General features: G+C 45.5%; 16 protein-coding genes. 12 read left to right on the top strand and 4 right to left on the bottom strand.

Annotation, left to right across the window (positions count from 1 at the left end; all coding sequences use genetic code 11):
- Nucleotides 1-13 precede the first annotated feature (13 nt).
- The 3 genes from GC102_RS00880 to GC102_RS00870 all read left to right on the top strand — a co-directional run bounded on the left by GC102_RS00880 (nucleotide 14) and on the right by GC102_RS00870 (nucleotide 1,923).
- Nucleotides 14-193 (top strand): hypothetical protein, encoded by a 180-nt coding sequence (locus tag GC102_RS00880; protein ID WP_171639967.1) that lies wholly within the window; start codon nucleotides 14-16, stop codon nucleotides 191-193.
- A gap of 138 nt (nucleotides 194-331) precedes the next feature.
- Nucleotides 332-1,267, top strand: a complete 936-nt coding sequence (locus GC102_RS00875) for a DMT family transporter (protein ID WP_171687819.1) — start codon at nucleotides 332-334, stop codon at nucleotides 1,265-1,267.
- 119 nt (nucleotides 1,268-1,386) lie between these two features.
- Complete coding sequence (locus tag GC102_RS00870; protein ID WP_171687818.1) at nucleotides 1,387-1,923, top strand: DUF3231 family protein; 537 nt, start codon at nucleotides 1,387-1,389, stop codon at nucleotides 1,921-1,923.
- A gap of 111 nt (nucleotides 1,924-2,034) precedes the next feature.
- Here the strand turns inward: GC102_RS00870 and GC102_RS00865 are convergent, their stop codons facing one another.
- Nucleotides 2,035-2,793, bottom strand: a complete 759-nt coding sequence (locus GC102_RS00865; protein WP_171687817.1) for a hypothetical protein — start codon at nucleotides 2,791-2,793, stop codon at nucleotides 2,035-2,037.
- Between the two features lie 141 nt (nucleotides 2,794-2,934).
- Here GC102_RS00865 and GC102_RS00860 point away from each other — a divergent pair, with 141 nt between their 5' ends.
- Nucleotides 2,935-3,609: a response regulator transcription factor gene (locus GC102_RS00860; protein ID WP_171687816.1), complete on the top strand. Its 675-nt coding sequence runs from the start codon at nucleotides 2,935-2,937 to the stop codon at nucleotides 3,607-3,609.
- Nucleotides 3,599-4,987 (top strand): sensor histidine kinase, encoded by a 1,389-nt coding sequence (locus GC102_RS00855; RefSeq protein WP_171687815.1) that lies wholly within the window; start codon nucleotides 3,599-3,601, stop codon nucleotides 4,985-4,987. The genes GC102_RS00860 and GC102_RS00855 overlap by 11 nt, the downstream gene beginning before the upstream one ends.
- 571 nt (nucleotides 4,988-5,558) lie before the next feature.
- Here the strand turns inward: GC102_RS00855 and GC102_RS00850 are convergent.
- Nucleotides 5,559-6,365 (bottom strand): hypothetical protein, encoded by an 807-nt coding sequence (locus tag GC102_RS00850; RefSeq protein ID WP_171687814.1) that lies wholly within the window; start codon nucleotides 6,363-6,365, stop codon nucleotides 5,559-5,561.
- A gap of 247 nt (nucleotides 6,366-6,612) precedes the next feature.
- Between GC102_RS00850 and GC102_RS00845 the strand changes: the two genes are divergently transcribed.
- From GC102_RS00845 to GC102_RS00835, 3 genes are all read left to right on the top strand, one after another.
- Nucleotides 6,613-7,368: a GTP pyrophosphokinase gene (locus GC102_RS00845; protein WP_057302645.1), complete on the top strand. Its 756-nt coding sequence runs from the start codon at nucleotides 6,613-6,615 to the stop codon at nucleotides 7,366-7,368.
- A gap of 76 nt (nucleotides 7,369-7,444) precedes the next feature.
- Complete coding sequence (locus GC102_RS00840) at nucleotides 7,445-7,672, top strand: hypothetical protein (protein WP_060646304.1); 228 nt, start codon at nucleotides 7,445-7,447, stop codon at nucleotides 7,670-7,672.
- A complete protein-coding gene (locus GC102_RS00835; protein WP_171687813.1) occupies nucleotides 7,669-8,109 on the top strand; it encodes a DUF6526 family protein in 441 nt (146 codons plus the stop codon). The genes GC102_RS00840 and GC102_RS00835 overlap by 4 nt, the downstream gene beginning before the upstream one ends.
- Before the next feature lie 129 nt (nucleotides 8,110-8,238).
- Here GC102_RS00835 and GC102_RS00830 read toward each other — a convergent pair whose 3' ends face one another.
- Nucleotides 8,239-9,168, bottom strand: a complete 930-nt coding sequence (locus GC102_RS00830) for a DNA-binding domain-containing protein (RefSeq protein ID WP_171687812.1) — start codon at nucleotides 9,166-9,168, stop codon at nucleotides 8,239-8,241.
- Between the two features lie 4 nt (nucleotides 9,169-9,172).
- Nucleotides 9,173-10,444 carry a sensor histidine kinase gene (locus GC102_RS00825; protein ID WP_281367610.1) on the bottom strand — a complete coding sequence of 424 codons (1,272 nt, stop codon included), beginning with the start codon at nucleotides 10,442-10,444 and terminating at the stop codon, nucleotides 9,173-9,175.
- Nucleotides 10,445-10,677: 233 nt separating this feature from the next.
- On the opposite strand from GC102_RS00825, the gene GC102_RS00820 reads away from it, so the two are divergent.
- From GC102_RS00820 to GC102_RS00805, 4 genes are all read left to right on the top strand, one after another.
- The gene (locus GC102_RS00820) at nucleotides 10,678-11,943 is read left to right on the top strand and encodes a cation:dicarboxylate symporter family transporter (protein WP_171687811.1); all 1,266 of its coding nucleotides are present in this window, start codon (nucleotides 10,678-10,680) and stop codon (nucleotides 11,941-11,943) included.
- 25 nt (nucleotides 11,944-11,968) lie between these two features.
- Nucleotides 11,969-13,396 (top strand): aspartate ammonia-lyase, encoded by a 1,428-nt coding sequence (aspA, locus tag GC102_RS00815; RefSeq protein WP_171687810.1) that lies wholly within the window; start codon nucleotides 11,969-11,971, stop codon nucleotides 13,394-13,396.
- Between the two features lie 54 nt (nucleotides 13,397-13,450).
- Nucleotides 13,451-14,878, top strand: a complete 1,428-nt coding sequence (locus GC102_RS00810) for an NAD-dependent malic enzyme (RefSeq protein WP_171687809.1) — start codon at nucleotides 13,451-13,453, stop codon at nucleotides 14,876-14,878.
- A gap of 240 nt (nucleotides 14,879-15,118) precedes the next feature.
- On the top strand, nucleotides 15,119-18,676 hold the full coding sequence (locus GC102_RS00805) for an Npt1/Npt2 family nucleotide transporter (RefSeq protein WP_171687808.1): 3,558 nt from the start codon (nucleotides 15,119-15,121) through the stop codon (nucleotides 18,674-18,676).
- The last annotated feature ends 28 nt before the right edge of the window (nucleotides 18,677-18,704 follow it).

Raw genomic sequence — 18,704 nt, 5'->3', positions numbered from 1 at the left:
GGAGTTGGCGGGAGTGAATCATACAGAGATGTTAGGACGCAGGAGCGAAATTTTGAAACGTATCATTGGAAATCTGATTATTAAAGATAATCAGTTCGGTTTGAGTGAACAAGAAAATAATTGTTATAAAGATATGGTTAAAAAGTTTCATAGAAGCAACTATGAGTTGCACGCTAGCAGGAAACAAGTATAGTTACTATAGGATCTATTAGAATGGAAGCAAAGAGTGTAGTAAGATGATAAGTACTAGAAGACACCGTCTTAGGTGTCTTTTTGTGGTGTAATAAGATTATATTAGTTAATAATCGATAGAGAGTAGGCGTGCATCAACTTGGTAAAGTCAGAGAAAACCATTTATTTCATCCTAGCTTTGGTGGTCATCTCATGGGGTCTAAATATTGTAATGGTTAAATACCTTACACAGTTTATCTCGCCCATGCTTGTAGCCGCAATTAGGATACCGCTCGCTGGAATTGTGTTGCTTCCGTTTGCATTTAAAAAGTATGGATTCTATAAACCCAATGCAAAGCAGTGGGGGCTTCTTTTTCTCATAGGGCTAACATCTATCTTCTTTCATCAGCTGTTTTTAGCATACGGGGTTGTTACAACTACAGCTACAAATGCATCGCTGATATTAGGATTAAATCCGTTATCTACCGCTCTGCTCGCATCCATTTTCATTGGGGAAAAATTCAGTATGAGATTAGGCGTCGGTATTCTGTTTGGATTCTCGGGGGTCGTTTTGGTCGTAACTTCCAAATCGGCAGATAGTTCGGTTGGTTTATCTGGATGGGGAGATGTCATCATGCTTCTATCCATGTTGGCTTATGTTGTTGGTGCATTGTTCATCAAGAAGTTGTCGGCAACGTCCATGCCAACTTTAGTTGTCACTACTTATTCCACGCTAATTGGGGGAGTCATGTTAAATCTGGGTACAGTGACTTTCTTTGGGCCTTCGTCGTATGCTCAGATTCATTTGCCAGCCATGGCTTGGGCAGTTATGTTCATGTCAGCTTGGGTAGCATCTTCACTGGGTACATTAGGGTGGAATCATGGTATTAAATTTCTAGGTGCCAACAAAACAGCTATGTTTCTAAACGGGCTGCCTTTTGCCAGTATGGTTGGGGGAATTATTTTTTTGGATGAAAAAATTGGTTGGATTCACGTTGTGGCCTTTATTCTTACCACGGTTGGTATTGTGATAGGGACTTTAAAGAAAAGAGACAGCAGGCTTTCCTCTGTAGGTGGAAAATCTGTTGAAATCTAGACCCAAGCGAAAGCGGGGGGGATTATATCTTCCTAATAAGACACTATCCATTCCTATGAATTGGATAGTGTTTTTTTATCAAAGATGGGAACGCTAACTAGCAAAAAGGAGCTGGGAACATGAATATCATGGAAGTACTCAATGATGCGATTAAGCCGTTTCTCGATGGTGAAAAGCCGCCTTTAAACGTCGGAGAAGTCATGAATCTATGGTTTTATTTGACTGCAACGGAACAAACCATGCGCGGCGAACAGGTATCTTATAATATTGTAGAGGACCTGGAACTTAAGGAGAAGCTGAAAGAAGTCATTAACGATGTTCATGGTCCCATATTTGCAGAGTTAATTGAGTTTTTAAAAGCAGAAGGCGTCCCGCTGCCCGAGGCATCGCCGGATAAACCGATTGGCGATTTTCGGAATATTCCGGAGGGATCCAAACTGTCTGATGAGGAAATAGCGAGTCTTCTCAGCTTCAATATTGTACTGGGTATAAATTATGCTTGCCGGGGCATGACAGAGGCAGTACGGCCGGATGTAGCGGCAATGTTCGCCAAATTTCAGATGAAGAAGTTTACATACGCGATAACGTTAAAAGATTTATTAATGAGAAAAGGGTGGTTAAAAGCACCCCCGTATTTCAAGCCAGAAGTCTTGTAAAATAGTTTAGGAAGCGTTAAACAGTACTTTGCTAGTATAAGCATAAAAAGCACCTGAGAGGGTGCTTTTTTGATTTGTACCGGTGTTAAAGCAAGGAAAGTTTATGCATAGTTAGTTGATAGTGATAGCAGAAATACTTCCATTTGTTTTAAAGTCGTTCGTGTAGGCTAACGTAGCTGTCGCAGTGAATGTACCGTTTGGCCCCGTTACGGTTATCGTTGGATTGGAAGAGTACCCTGCTCCTGGATTTGTAATGGTTACACCAGTCACAATACCATTCGTAACTATTGCGGTTGCTGTAGCTTGCGTTTTTTGCCATGTATCACTTTTTCTCCCGTTATAACGGTAATAGTTGGACACCTCATCTAAGCGTTCATTCGTGATTCCATAGGGAGCTAGAACTTTAAGGAGAGCAGCTTTGTTTTTCTGTGCTTGTTCGGAGCTTGGGCCACTATCCAGTCCTGCAGGAGTTACGCCGCGAAATGCTTCTCTAAAAACCTCAGTGGGTACCCCAAGGGCTGCGGCAATAAGTACGACAGGTCTGCCATGGTCTTGCGGATCTGTGATAAAACCACCCGATATCACGACTGAATTAGCTGCTTGACCAGGATTGCTGCCATTCGTTGTGCCCGCAGATGGAGTTGGGCTTGTTGTTGGAGCTAGAACGGGATCGGGCTTACAATTCTGTCCTCCTTTGTTGCCTGCTTCTCTTGCCGGTGCATCCTTAACCGCTTTATTATTTGCTGCTGTCCCATTGGTCGCAGGAGGTGCTGCTAACACTGTGTTATTATTGCTCAATGCTATACCTCCACTTACTACAACTACAGCCACTAGCGTACTGGTGGTGATCATTTTCATTTTTAAGTTCATCGTCATTCTTCCCTTCTTTTTATTAGATTGTGTGTTTCTTGAAACCTATGTTACTTGGACTTGGTGAAAGTATGGTGAAAGCACGAAAGCTTTCGGTTATACTTTTATGAAGATGGTAAAGTCGGGAAATGGGGCAAGAAAATGAAGATTCTATTGGCGGAAGATGATATCCGTCTGGGTGAACTGACCGCGCATATGTTGAGAAAGAAGTCGGGTTGCACCGTCGATTGGGTAAAGACGGGCAACGACGCGTTCGACTATGCGACGGCTTCTAGCTACGATGTTGTCGTGCTCGATTGGATGATGCCGGATGGGGATGGCCTCGAAACGTGTGCCAAACTTCGTAAAAGGGGCTATCTCGGTGCGATTCTGATGCTGACTGCGAAAGATGCTTTGCGGGATCGTGTGGAAGGTCTCGATGCGGGAGCCGACGATTATTTGGTCAAGCCGTTCGAGATGGATGAACTGCTGGCACGTTTGCGAGCATTGATGCGCAGAAACTTCGTTCCCATTCAGGAGGATGTCATCCGTATTCGTGATCTAGAGCTTCAGCGGATGAGTCAAATCGTCATTCAAGGCGACCAAGAAATCCAATTATCCCCGCGCGAATTTCAAATTCTAGACCTGCTGCTGCAGAACAAAGGACGTACACTGACCCGCGAGGTCATCCTGGACAAAGTATGGGGCCTTGATGCCGAAGTGAATCTGAAGACGATCGACGCTACTGTGAAATTAATTCGAAAGAAGCTCGAGCCCTCCTACTCACGGGAGCTCATTCAGAGCGTGAGAGGCGTGGGTTATAAAATTGAAGCATAAATGGGACTCTTTAAAAAATCGGCTATCCGAAGGTGATCTGTTCGATCGAACGCGCAATAAGTTGACGCTGCAATACAGTGGTGTACTTATTGCTTTTCTAAGTTTGTTCGTCATCATTGTTTATGTCCTACTCTATCTATTCATTTGGAACGATCAACGAACGGGTCTGAACGAGCTTGCTGACAGTGAAATTCGCACCTTGCAAAAATGGGCCGACCAAGACAGCGATCCGAATAGGCGTCCTCCGCGCTCTATAGAAGATGCTTTCTCAATCAGTACGGACCAATCGTTCTACTATTTGATTGCTGAAAATGGGAACATACAGTTAGGGGACGAGATTCAGCCGGAACTGCGTAATCAGGTGATTGAGGCCATCGCGAAGGGACATTTCAAAGGGAAAGGAATCGAGAAAGTTACCTTGCAAACATTCGATAAGCCACCTACAGACGACTTAGGACGCCCCAAACAAGGAGAGAATGCTAAGTTTCTTGTTTCGGATCGTCAACTGCTATGGAATGGGACGCGGATAGGAACCTTATATGTAGGGAAGGAAGTCACGTTCCAGAACGATTTGTTCCGCTTGCTACTCATTCTGCTGATCGGGATGGCGCTGCTTTTCTTTGTTCTAGCCTTATTGTTCAGCCATCTGATGGCACGCAAAGCGATTATACCGATTGCCAAAGCGTATGCGAAACAACGTGAGTTCGTAGCGGATGCTTCCCATGAGCTGCGTACACCGCTGAGTGTCATGCTAACATCGATCGAAGCGCTTCAGCTTGAAGAAAGCATCGATAGCGACCCCTTCTCGAAGAACGTGCTTAAAGGTTTGAAAGAGGAGGTTAACTCCATAACGAAGCTGGCCGGCGAACTGCTGCACCTAGCCCGCTCTGATTCTGGCGAATTCGAACTGGATCGATCCATTTTTAATCTGAGTGAAGCAGCCGCTAGAGCGATAAGTAAGCTTCAGCCATTAGCACAAGCCAAGGACATTGACATTGAGCTGCAAGCTCCTCATGAGCTGACGGTGAATTGGGACACTGAGAAATTAACACAGCTGCTCATCCTGCTAATCGATAATGCAATTAAATATACGCCGGGCAAGGGTACCGTACATGTAACGCTTGCGGAAGGCAAGGAAAAAGCAGCTCGCAGTTTCACCATCGAAGTGAAGGATAATGGGATCGGCATTGCGGCCGAAGCACTTCCTCGCATCTTCGACCGTTTCTACCGCCAGGATAAGTCGCGAACGCGTCAAATCGGCGGACATGGTCTAGGGCTTGCGATCGCCAAGAACATCGTGGACGCCGGTCGGGGTACTATTCATGTGGAAAGCACGGTTGGAGAGGGCTGTACGTTCAAGGTTCGTATTCCTTTGTAGGTAACCAGAATCGTTCAAAATGATCAAATAGCGCACTCACGTTCCTCTCATTCGGTTTCTAGCGCAGATTTCCCAAAATAGCGAATCGACGTTCCGCAAGCTAGAGGTCGGGTGACTTTCCTTAGCAATCGACAGAAAACAAAAAAATGAGAGGGCAAGTATTACCTAGCCACCTCATTTTTATTGTTTTCTTTGCCACTAAGTGCATGTATTTACTTTTGGGACAAGCTTCATTAGTCAAAGGGTACTGAATGTCTTCTAATTATCTCAGCTACATTACCGAGAGAACTTCTTGGGTGGTCAATAGCGATTGTGTTCATTATCTATCTTTTAAACCTTTCAATGTTTCGTCGTACTCCTCCATGACTTGAGAGAGTATGTCAAGAAAATCGGGACTAATCCCTGTGGAGAGAGCAACTTTATTTACTTTCTTGATGACGATTCCTCCATTCTCTTGGTCTTCATACTAAGTATCGAATGTTATATTTATTATATACTACGGTCTTTCGAATCTCTATATACTGCAAGGCGCACTACAATGTTTTTATTGGCTTAATGTTGACCTCAGACCCTACGGGATTTGAGCCTTAATCGCTACCAGTGCCTCACTTATCTTCGTTTCAAGCTTAAAGATGCTTTCTTTTTCTGTATTCATTTGCCGGGATAGAGAAATCATGGAGGTGAGTGAGCTTTGAACAGCATTCGTATCTTCTTTTTTTGCTCCTTGTTTAAATGCGGTCCATATCGGGGAGAGGCTGTTTTGGATCGTTTTGATAGCACCTTGCTTAGCTTTGATTTGTACGTTTATGGGGTCAATTTCATTTAGGCTGCTGCGGATTTTTTTCGTCGCTTTGGATGCTTTATCTTTAGCAGCTTGGGAAGCTTTTACCTTGGCGCTGATGTCGAGGCGAGCTAGTTGTACGGGGATTTTCATAGCAGCAGCTTGGAATCTTAGCAGGGCGCTCAAGCTTTTGCTTTTCAGTGATCGAGCGGCTTCGATTTGTTTGTTTAGCGCGGCGTATTGAGATAATAAAGGTTGATGCCGAGCTCTCGTTCGCGTGATCTCCTCCTCCAATTTCGCCAATTTGGCGGAATCGATATCTTTGGCCTGTTTGCCCAGCTCAGCTGATGTATCCTTATTTCTGCTATGCAGCGTACTGATTTTGGCTTCCCAGTCCTGTTCTTGCTTCTGAAGGTTGAGGAATTCAGTGTATAACGAACTGATTCTATTAGCTTGGGTTTGAGTCGCGCCGGCAATCGTTTTGTCGAGAGAGGATTGAATCGTGGTTGTGATTTCGAATGAAGCGGCTGAAGCCAATTCTGCTGGAATGGCCGAGGCGAGGGCTAAAGCGGTGAGCAAAGCAGTGAAATTTTTCAATAGACAACCTCCTTCAAATGTGAAAATGGGATGTGAATACAACAAAAAAGCACCTGCAAGAAAGGCCATAGGCCTTATCTTACGGGTGCTTCCGTCGTAAGTATTCACTCGAATATGATAGGAGTACTATACCAAGACGTTACGGAAGATGTCAATAAGAACACCAAATTTGCGCCGAGTGATACATGTGAATTAAACTAGCTAGGACTGGTAAAATAACCACGACCAAAGGATGGAAACAACCATGATGAATCAACTTTCGATCAATGATTTAAAAAGATTCAAGAACGAACTGACACGATTTATGATGACGTATAAGTTCGCACTGGATGAGATAGAGACCAGAATTGAAATTCTTGTGCAGGAATTCGAAATGCTGCATGAATATAATCCGATTGAACATACTAAATCGCGTTTGAAGTCTCCGGAAAGTATCTTTCACAAGCTCAATAGAAAGGGAGGAGATCTCTCATTCTCAGGGATTAAGGAGAGTATTAAGGACATTGCAGGGATGCGGATTACGTGTTCGTTTGTCTCTGATATTTATGTCATAAGCCAGATGCTGAAGAGTCAAAGCGACCTTAAAGTACTGGATGAGAAGGATTATATTAAGAACCCGAAGCCTAATGGTTACCAAAGTCTTCATTTGATCATCGAAGTGCCTGTACATCTGTCGGATCGACTAGAAAGTGTATGCATCGAAGTTCAGATTCGAACGATTGCGATGGACTTTTGGGCAAGTTTGGAGCATAAAATCTATTATAAATTCAATCAAGGCAATCAAGCTGTACCCGCGCGGCTTCTGGATGAATTAAAACAAGCGGCTGCAGCCGCGTCAGCCTTGGATCTGCAAATGGAACGCTTGCATGCCGAAATTGAAGTTATTAAAGAAGAGCAATCAGAAACAATGGACGATAAGTTGAATCGAATTATCATTAACAACCAGCAATTTGCTCTGCCACAAGCGCTGTTGGAGCTTTTAAATGATGAGGACGTGAAGTAGTATCCGCTAATTGGATGATGCCTCTTTTAATTTCTGTGGTATAATCAAAGTAACGGAATTAGAAGGGTGCGAGTAAATGAATACTTTTGAAGACTGGAATCAAAAAGTGAAGTCAACGTTCAACGCTACAAGTAATGAAGAAGTACTAACCGTTATGGAAGCAGGAGAATCATTAGGTCTTTCTAAAGATCAGATGAAACTGTATGTGGACAAAAACAAGTTAACCAAAGTACCAATTATGAGAAGTGTTCATCGCTACCTGTTATTAAAAAGTGAGATCGATGAAATCGTGGAGAAACTATGAGTAACGGTCATCAAAACTATGCGAATCATCGTAGAATGCATCCGCTGTTTCACTTTGTTTACAGTGTGCTGGCGCTGGGTTTAGTGATCTTATCACTTATCCAGCTCGTTAGGTCAGTGCAATCCGGGGCAGACGTGCTGCCCGCGGTTATTTTTCTGCTCATTTCTATCATTTTAGTCATTGTATTCCTGCTTGTACGGTCCTATCCGTTAAAAGCGCAGGATCGCGCGATACGGGCAGAAGAGAATCTCAGGCACTATGTGTTGACCCAGAAGCTGCTGGATGCCAAGCTCACGATAGGGCAAATTGCGGCTCTACGTTTTGCTTCCGATGAGGAGTTTCCTACACTTTGTAAGAAGGCTGCCGCGGAGCAGTTGTCACCTGACGCTATTAAGAAGTCGATCAGGAGCTGGAGAAGCGACAACTACCGAGTATAGTGCGGCTCTTTTATGTTAGAAAAGTAGAAAATGGTGGTGCGAGGTTTATTCCTTGCTCTGCCATTTTTTTTTGCGATCGACGGCTGAATCCCTGATTGAATATTCCGGGTCAAATGATACGGAACTTACTCACAACTGGCTAATCAATTTTTTGGCTTCCAAATAGAGTACCTGAATAAACTTTTTTGTATTTTGTCGGATTATACTCTGAGACTCATCTTCTTTATTCTCCAGTTCCCTCATTCTTTTGCGGACATCGCTTAGGTCAAAAAATTTATTCGAGTATTCCTCAAACTTCGGATTCGAATAATCTAGCAATCCAAGGGAGGCAAGGTTTGTTAGCGCTTGGTTCACAGTCCGTCGTACCCGCTGCTCGGCTGCCTTGACTTCTTTTCTCAAATCGCTGTCAGAGGCTGAGGGGGCTAATTTTTTTTCTGCGACTTTTTGAAAAATTTCATGAAGCGGCGGAAAGTTAAGCTCCAAAGGTTGATTCATATCAGTACGATACAAATAATCAAGCATCTCCAATAAGTCCTTGCAGCCGGACTCGCCGATTAACCCAAGGTCGGATAAGACATAATTCCCGCTTGTTACTATCGTTTTTGCACTGGATGACGGATCTTTCTCCGTAAGGGCGCTGTTAATGCCAATGGCACTTAGTGATTTCTGAATGTTTCTTATGGATTGATGCAGCCTAAGCAGCTCAGAAACCTTACGAATAACAGCGATCAATTCCAATCGGTTGATCGGTTTCGTGATGTAATATTCAATTCCGCAGGAATAAGCCAACCCAATCATTTCCTTCGACTCTACTTGAGAAATCATGATGATTTTGCCTTCGAAGTTTCCGGAAATCTCACGAACGGTTTCTATGCCGTCACGATCAGGCATCAATAAATCGATAAGAACGATATCCACTTGCTTGAGGGCAAGTAGATCGCTGTCAATTTGCGCCCCATCTGGGGCCTCACCTACGATAGTTCCCAAATCCTCATCCTCGATAATATGCTCCAGCATGGAACGTACGGCCGGATCGTCATCGATAATAAAAAAACGCATAATGCTACTCCTCCTTTCCTATCTTGCTCACTGGCAATGTGATGATGAAATTAGCACCAATCCCGTCACTGCCGGCTTGAACCCGTATGGTTCCATGAAGCAGCTCGACTTCTTGTTTCACGTAAGCGAGTCCTATACCCGTGGAAGGGTTGCCGGATTCATCGTATTTCGTAGTAAACCCCGGCATGAAGATCCGATCCTGATACTTAGGCGCAATACCTGGACCGCTATCAACTACACGGATAACGATATCATCTCCGTTTCGTATTACGCTAATCCTGATATAGCCCGTTTCACGAATTGCTTCAACGGCATTAGTCACTAGGTTATTGAGTAAGGACAAGGTGGCATACACGTGACATAATGGACATTCGCCATCGATCTGTAGTGAGAATGCAATCTTCTTGCCGAGGGATCTGGCATATTTCTCATTAGAACGCAAGACGATTCCAGCCAATTCATCCATTGGTAAGTAGTCGCTATCATGTGAAATTAAACCGGACAACCCCGCATAAATCCGTTGATTATCTTTTTTGATTTCATGAACCTGACCGGCAATTCGGAGCGCTTTTTGCGACAGATCATCGAGTCCCTGTAGATTCAGATCCTTTAAAGACCGATACAGTTCATAGCTAACCCGCGTTATATATTCCGCATTGTGCAGCGTTTTTTTCAACTGAATAGATTCTTCATACAGCTCGGAGATAAGCATGATCATCTTCTCGTTTTCTTTGCGCTGCTGCTCTTCGGCTGCCCTCGAATGTCGCAACTTCACGATATTGAAAATACCTAGCACGAAAAAACTGCGAAAAAAAGCAATTAAGGCAATCTGATTCCAGGTGGTAAGAGAAGCCATCTCGGCGATGGAGGTATATCGAAACAGTAGTTCCGCCGACGTCGCGGCGATTTCAATCGAAACGCCGAGAAAGCCGGCGATAAGCGGCCTATTATGATGCCGGTTCATACGAACCGCCGTGAAGACGATTCCATAGGTCAGGTAGTAGAAGAATACCGGATAATGATGATGAAAGGAAGCGTACCAGTTCCAGTCCGAGTCAAGGAACGCCTGAAGCCCTGTGCGAAAGAGCGTAACCGATATCCCGACAAGAAGACCTGAGACAAGAGGGGAAGGAGTCCGCAACCACAACAGGAAAAGGAAGAAGGTGGGGGTGCCTAAACTAACCCGAAACTCATCTCGAAACGGATAGAAATTCAACTCGCCTGCGATCGGAACGGAAATGATCATGAGTATTAGCAGGAACCATTTTTCTTTCAAAGTGTCTTGTTTCCCTCCTTCTCACATGAAGTAAAAGTCATTCGACATAGTTTGCGTTATTCCTTCTATACCTATAGCTTGCTTTTACACACGTATAATTTTTTGAAAAAATAAAAAAGAGAAATTGTAGATTCGTCTAGCTTTCTGTAGATTACCCACTAAGATGAAATCAATTAAAGCGTTACCAAAAGCTTTCATGAAAAAGAAAGCGCTTAACAAAAGGGGGAATTATCATGAAAAAGTTCGGATTAGCATTTCAAATTCTGTTTGGTCTCATTTTGGGGATTATCGTAGGAGCTATATTTTTTGGAAACCCAACTGTTGAGAGCTACTTAAAGCCATTGGGCGATATTTTCATCCGTTTAATTAAAATGATCGTCGTTCCCATCGTCGTTTCTTCGCTCGTTGTCGGAGTAGCGGGCGTTGGAGATATAAAAAGGCTGGGCAAGCTTGGCGGAAAGACGATTCTTTATTTTGAAATCGTAACGACAATCGCCATTATTTTCGGATTAATCGTGGCCAATGTGTTGAAGCCTGGAGCGGGCGTCAATATGTCTGCGCTTGCCAAGACGGATATTAGCAAGTACGTCGATGCGACGGAGAAGATGACCAGTCACAGCTTCGTTGATACGTTCGTCAATATCGTTCCGAGAAACGTGTTTGAATCTCTTGTCGCGGGTGATATGCTCGCCATTATTTTCTTCTCGGTATTTCTAGGCTTGGGAATTGCCGCAGTCGGTGAGAAAGGGAAGCCGGTACTATCCTTCTTTCAGGGACTCTCAGAATCGATGTTTTGGGTGACCAACCAAATTATGAAATTTGCACCACTTGGTGTTTTCGGATTGATTGGCGTGACGGTATCCAAATTCGGGGTAGGCTCCTTGGTTCCACTGGGTAAGCTAGTGTTTGCTGTATACCTGGGGATGATTCTGTTTGTGTTCGTCGTATTCGGCTTGATCGCGAAGCTTTGCGGCACCAGTGTAATGACCATTATTCGCATTCTAAAAGACGAGCTGATCCTCGCTTTCTCTACAGCAAGCTCCGAGACGGCAATGCCTAAGATGATGGAGAAAATGGAGAAATTCGGTGTACCGAAGGCTATCACTTCTTTCGTCATTCCTACGGGCTATTCGTTCAACCTGGACGGCTCTACGCTGTATCAAGCCATTGCTGCTCTATTTATTGCTCAAATGTATGGCATTAACATGTCGATCAGCGCTCAGATCACCTTGGTGATTGCTCTGATGCTCACTTCCAAAGGGATTGCTGGTGTACCGGGTGCATCTTTTATCGTGCTGCTGGCTACGCTGGGATCGGTTGGGATTCCTCTCGAAGGACTTGCTTTTATCGCTGGAATTGACCGTATTCTGGATATGGCCCGTACGGCAGTCAATGTAATCGGCAATTCTATTGCCGCGGTTGTTATGGCGAAGTGGGAAGGGCAGTACGATAAGAAAAAAGGCAAGCAATATATAGAGTCTGTTAAGAAAGCTGCGTAATTGAAATCACTAGGGGGATAAGACAATGACAACAGCTCAGTTAAGGGTGGAAAAAGACTTTCTTGGTTCAAAAGAAGTGCCTATAGATGCTTATTACGGGATTCAAACATTGCGTGCAGTCGAAAACTTCCCGATAACAGGTTACCGTATTCATGAAGAATTAATTCGTGCGATGGCGACTGTGAAAAAAGCGGCAGCAGTAGCGAACATGGAGATCAGGCAGTTAAACCCTCGAATCGGGAATGCTGTCGTTCAAGCGGCACAGGAAATTATAGATGGTAAATGGCACGATCAATTCATCGTCGATCCGATACAAGGCGGAGCAGGTACGTCCATCAACATGAATGCCAACGAGGTCATCGCCAATCGGGCTATCGAGCTGCTCGGGGGTACTAAGGGAGATTATTTTGCGGTAAGTCCCAATACACATGTGAATATGGCTCAGTCAACCAATGATGCGTTTCCGACCGCGATTCATATTGCCACACTCTCTCAGATTGAGAAACTGCTTGCAACGATGGAAGAGCTGCTCGAGGCGTTTTGCATCAAAGCCGTCCAATTCGACGGTATTATCAAAATGGGCCGGACCCATCTGCAGGACGGCGTACCCATTCGACTGGGACAGGAGTTTGAGGCATACAGTCGAGTGCTGGCTCGCGATATTAAGCGGATTAAGCAAACACGTGATCATTTATACGAAGTCAACATGGGTGCAACAGCCGTTGGAACTGGCCTAAATGCAGATCCACGCTACATTAAGCGGGTTGTGGAAGTGCTCGCCGAGCTGAGTGGACTACCGCTTATCAATGCCGAGCATCTGGTGGATGCGACGCAGAATACGGATGCGTACACCGAAGTGTCGTCTGCATTGAAGGTGTGCATGATTAATATGTCCAAGATTGCCAACGACTTGCGATTGCTCGCTTCAGGACCTCGCGCCGGGCTCGGGGAGATTCAACTGCCTGCACGCCAACCGGGTTCTTCGATTATGCCAGGCAAGGTGAATCCCGTTATGGCGGAGGTCGTCAATCAAGTAGCATTCCAGGTCATCGGCAACGACCATACGATATGTTTGGCGTCCGAAGCGGGACAGCTTGAACTTAATGTGATGGAGCCTGTGCTGGTGTTCAATTTATTGCAATCGCTTAGCATGATGAATCAAGTATTCCAAGCTTTCCGCGTGCATTGTTTGGAAGGGATCGAAGCTAATGAGGAGCGCTGCAAACAATATGTGGAGCAAAGTGTAGGCGTGATTACGGCGCTTAATCCACATCTCGGCTACGAAGTAGTGGCGCGAATCGCGCGTGAAGCCATTTTAACAGGAAAGCCTGTTAGAGAGCTCTGTCTGATCTACAATGTTCTGACGGAAGAGGAGTTGCAGATTATTCTAGATCCGTATGAGATGACAAACCCGGGGATCGCGGGAGCTGGGCTGCTAGAAGGCAAGCAATAAAAGCTGGAAGGCAAGGCTTGGGCTAGAGCAAAATTAAAGGGAGTGAACAGGAACATGTCAGTTCCAAGCGGTGCAACAACTTATATGATTTTTCGGCTTCAAATAGATAAAGAGTTAACCTCGCTCGGCGATATCGCGGCTACCATAGAAAAGACGGGAGGAGATATTGTAGGCATAGACGTCATTTCTTCCGGTCGCACGAGTACTGTCCGCGATATTACTGTGAATGTTTTCGATCAAACACATAGCCAGCTTATCGGCGAGTCTCTTCAAAGTTTAAGCGGTGTAAAGGTGATTCACGTATCGGACCGGACCTTCCTTGTCCACTTAGGTGGGAAGATTGAGATAAATTCGAAAATTCCAGTCAAAAACCGTGACGATTTGTCCCGGGTGTACACCCCTGGGGTCGCTCAAATTTGTACCGCCATTGCGGAAGAGCCAAGCAAAGCCTATTTGCTGACGATCAAACGGAATATGATCGCGGTGGTATCCGACGGTACGGCTGTACTTGGGCTTGGCGACATCGGACCGTTGGCCGCGATGCCGGTGATGGAAGGCAAGGCGATGCTGTTCAAACAATTCGGGGGCGTGGATGCATTCCCAATCTGCCTTGACACGAAGGACCCGGACGAAATCGTCAGCATCATCAAAGCGATAGCTCCGGCGTTTGGAGGCATCAATCTAGAGGACATATCGTCGCCTCGCTGCTTTGAGATCGAAGAACGGCTGAAGCGTGAACTCGATATTCCCGTGTTTCATGATGACCAACACGGCACGGCTGTCGTGCTGCTGGCCGGTTTGTTGAATGCGTTGAAAATAACGGGCAAACAAATGTCGGACATTAAAGTTGTTGTTAACGGCATTGGGGCGGCAGGTATCGCTTGTTCTAAGATGCTGCTTGCTGCCGGAGTGCGTAACTTAATCGGGGTGGACCGCTATGGCGCCATTAACCGAAATACACAGTACGACAATGCGCATTGGACCGAGTTTGCCCAGATGACGAATCCGAACTTGGAAGCAGGAAGCTTGTCAGACGTTATCAAGCATGCGGATGTATTCATTGGCGTTTCCGCTCCGAACATTTTAACAGTAGATGCTGTCCGATCCATGGCGAAGGACCCCATTGTCTTCGCGATGGCGAACCCAACGCCGGAGATCGATCCTGAGCTTGCCAAGCCATATGTGAGAGTGATGGCTACAGGGAGATCTGATAAGCCGAATCAAATTAATAACGTTCTTTGCTTTCCCGGTATTTTCCGCGGTGCTTTGGATTGCAGGGCGAGTGAGATTAATGAGGAAATGAAGCTGGCAGCTGCTCAGGCCATTGCATCCGTAGTAACCGATGAAGAATTGAATGAGACTTACATTATCCCCAGCGTTTTTAACCAGAAAGTGGTGGAAAAGGTAAGGGAGGCTGTTGTTGAAGCTGCCTATCGTACAGGGGTGGCACGCAAGAGCATGAGGGATCCAAATAAGGAGTAGATTCATCTAATAGGGCTCAGTTCTTTGCCTTAAAGAGATGAACTGAAGGGAAATCGTCATAACATAGAACCGTTCCGTTGCTGGAGCGGTTTCTTTGCGTTTTAGCCAATTTAAGTTGGTTGCTTCGTAATATTGTGGCGGATTTTGTCTCTTTTTTTATTAAACTAGTTATTTAATCCTAGGACTTCTGGTACAATTTCATTAGGCGTCTAAAACGTCGATTCTAAAATGAGGTGTATCATGAGCCGTATGATGTTTAGCAAAACCTATCAGACCTTTTTGCATAAACTCGCTGAAGATAAGCAAGAATATGGGAAAGTTTTTCTCTTATTCGCTTATTTATTTTGTGTCGTTTCAGCCTCAACCATCGGGAGAACCGCGGCAGATACTCTGTTTTTAAGCCGATTTGATAATTCCTATTTGTCCCTGATGTACTTGCCGCAGGCCCTGGTCATGATCATGGCGGGAATCCTTTTTCAGCGATACTCACCGAAGGTTCGGTTGGAAAGCCTCATGAAGATCTTAATTCCGCTTATCTCCGTTCTGGTTCTAGTTTCTAGGTTTGGTGTGGGACTTGAGCTGCGTTGGGTGTTTCCTGTTATCTACATCGGCTATGACGTGTTTAATTTCTTGATGATTGTTTGTTTCTGGCAGTTCGCCACATCGGTGATGAATCAGAGGAAAGCGAAGCAGATGATTGGAATCGTAGGAAGCGGGGGGATTACGGGGGGGATTTTAAGCGGCTTTGGGCTAAAAGCACTCGTTCCGCTCGTAGGTACGGCGAATCTGATTTATTTTTATGCGGGTCTACAGTTGCTCGGCTTGGTGGCCGTTTATTTGATATTAAGTTTCGCTAAGGAATCGATAGAAGCCAAACCGGCACAGCCTAGGACAACAACGGCGAAGCAGGCCGTACAGCGGAAATCAGGTTTATTCGCGAACGTTCCTCATCTTAAATACGTCGCTATTTTATCCGCAGCACTCGTATTATCTCTCACATTAATCGATTATCAATTCAAGGTGATCCTGAGAGGGACTTTGCAGAATGAGGCCTTGGCTGGATTTATGGGCAGCTTCTACGGCTTCTCTGGGTTGATTGCATTGTTTGTTCAATTGTTTATATCCAGTCGCATTTTGACGCGATTCGGCGTGATGACCGCCTTGCTTGTCTTTCCGATTACGTTAATTGCCGGCAGCTTTGGCATTCTAGTACTGCCTATACTGGCTATGGCTGTCATCGTGAAGGGGAGCGATAAAGTTGTTGGAGATACGCTCTACTCGTCTGTGAGCCAATTAGTGATGTTTCCTGTTCCACCGGAATGGCGGGGCAGAGCGAAGAGCTTCCTAGATGGCATTGTGCGCAATGGGGCCAAAGGGTTGGCGGCCATCTGTTTACTTGTCGTAACGCGGCTGCTTGCTCCTGCACAATTGAGTTATATAGTGCTGGTTTTGCTAGTGATTGGGATCGTTGCGGGGGTAAAGGTCAAGAAAGCCTATTTGCATACCCTCTTGTCCAATCTCAAAACAGGGGGTGACGATCTTCAAAAGGTTGAGCTCAATCTAATGGATCCAGCCAGTCGGCAGATCCTGATTGATGCGCTGTCCAGCTCGGATAAGCAGCAAGCTCTGTATGCTTTCGGCCTTTTACGAGAGATGGACTCCTTCGACTTAACGCCTCATTTGGACGGACTGCTGCATCATTCAATTCCTGAAATGTGTATAGAAGCCTTGGCTTATGTGGAGCAAAAGGTGCCAGATGGCTTTGAACCTATCCTTCAATCCTTGGTGATGACGGAAAACAATCAGGTGAGAGCTAAAGCAATACTAGCGCTAGCAGCGTATGCCAAAGAGGAATATGTGGATGAAATAACGGTTCATCTAGAAGATCAGTCGGTGGAAGTACAAGCAGCTGCCATCGCTGGTTTGGTCAAATATTATAGTATTGAAGGTATGTTCCGAGCGGTCGGGAAACTGAAGCAAATGATGGAAAGCGGGCAGGAAGAAGAACGGATTGCGATGGCTGCCTTATTTGGACAAATTCGTGTGAAAAATTTCTATAAACCGCTGATTTCTCTCTTACAAGACAGCAGTCCATTGGTTCGAATTCGTGCTTTAGAATCTGCGGCTATTCTTCATGTACCTCCATTAATTGTACCCATTGTTGCGATGTTAAAAGACAGCCAAACCCGGCGCTACGCCAACCAGGCCCTTGCTGCTTATGATGAGCAAGATATTTTGCCACAGTTAGCACCTTATTTGAAACAGAGAGAAATTGGCTTATATTTACCAGCCGTATTCGAAAGAATCGCAACGCAGAGAGCCTTTGATATGCTGTTCGACTGCTACGAGGCTGCCAACTATGACATGCGTGATCGTATTGTGGAATCGCTGCTTCGTATGCATAAGAGACTGCCTTTTGTGGACAGCCATAAAGTAGAGACTTATATTCTCCACGAATTAAAGCTGCATGATCAGTTTGTTGAACATGGGGCGAGTATTGTTGGAATAGAGGGCTGCTCGGACATCGAGAATATTGTTAGGGAAATTCGAACAGCGATCAGTCGGCGCATTTTCCACTTGTTATCACTTATCTATGAAGAGAAAACGATGCAAGCTGTCTATATCGACTGGTCCGAAGGGGATTCCAGGCAGCAGGCTAATGCGGAAGAAGTTATCGATCAAACGCTGCGAGGAAGCCTACGCACGGAAATGACGACATTCATGTCAGGCTCAAGCGTGGTGGCTAGGAATTCAGCAACGGACATGCAACTGAGCGAACATTTGAATTGGTTATCCGCGCAAGGGGATGAGTGGCTCAAGCAAGCGATACAGCATCTCACCGTGAACAAGTTGGGAGCTTCGTCGAATGAGGATCTCTCTGAATTGATGCATCGGGTGCATTTGCTCCGTCATGTATCTCTGTTCCAAGGGATGACAAGCCGAGATTTATCTGTTATTGCACAGCGATTACATAAGCTGAGTGTTCAGAAGGAGGCAGTCATCATTCAGGAAGGGGATCTAGGAGATTCCCTGATGATTATGGATGGAGGCCGAGCCGGCGTATACCGAAGTGGGCAACTGCTAGGCGAACTGAAGCGGGGAGATTGCTTCGGTGAAATGGCGATTCTGACTCAGGGAGCCCGAACAGCGACCATTCGAGCCGAGGAGGATGTTCTTCTGTGGCGACTGGATTCAGCTGTTTTCTATGATATGATGTTCGATCAGACCAGCATAGCGGTTGAAATGATGAAGCTGCTATCCCGCAGGCTGCGATCCGAATTGGAGCGGGGACAGGCAGCGGATAAGTCTGAACTGGAGCAAAGTCGCGCAGAAGTCGCAGCCACCCTGCAATTGCCTGTAATCAAGACAGCAGAAGGCTTAACGAAGGACGAAGTTATTTTACGGCGGATCCTCGTGCTGCAAAAAATAGATTTGTTCGTGCATCTAGCTCCGGAGGATTTCATATGGCTCGCTCAAATGGTGGAAGAAGTCGCCTACGAACCTGGAGAAGTCATCTGCCGCGCAGGTGATTTCGGAGATACGATGTATAGCATTATTGAGGGAAGCATTCGTGTGCATAGAGGCAATGAAGAGTACGCGGTCCTACAGGAAGGTACGTTCTTCGGTGAGATGGCAATTATCGACAGCGGTCCTCGCTCGGCCGACTGCACAGCGAAGGAAGCTGCCGTCCTGCTGCAGCTTCATCGGGATCTGGTGCTAACCTTCTGTTTTCAAAATATTGATGTGCTGCGAAGTATGATGAGAGTTATTGCGGATCGGCTGCGTGGTATGGTTTAGGGGAGTAACACGCGAAGTAAAAGGGCAA

Origin of the sequence: Paenibacillus germinis, assembly GCF_013141785.1 — a bacterium.
GTDB lineage: Bacteria > Bacillota > Bacilli > Paenibacillales > NBRC-103111 > Paenibacillus_E > Paenibacillus_E phytorum.
The sequence above is the reverse complement of the archived record's forward strand: the minus strand, read 5'-3'. Positions and strand labels throughout refer to the sequence as shown.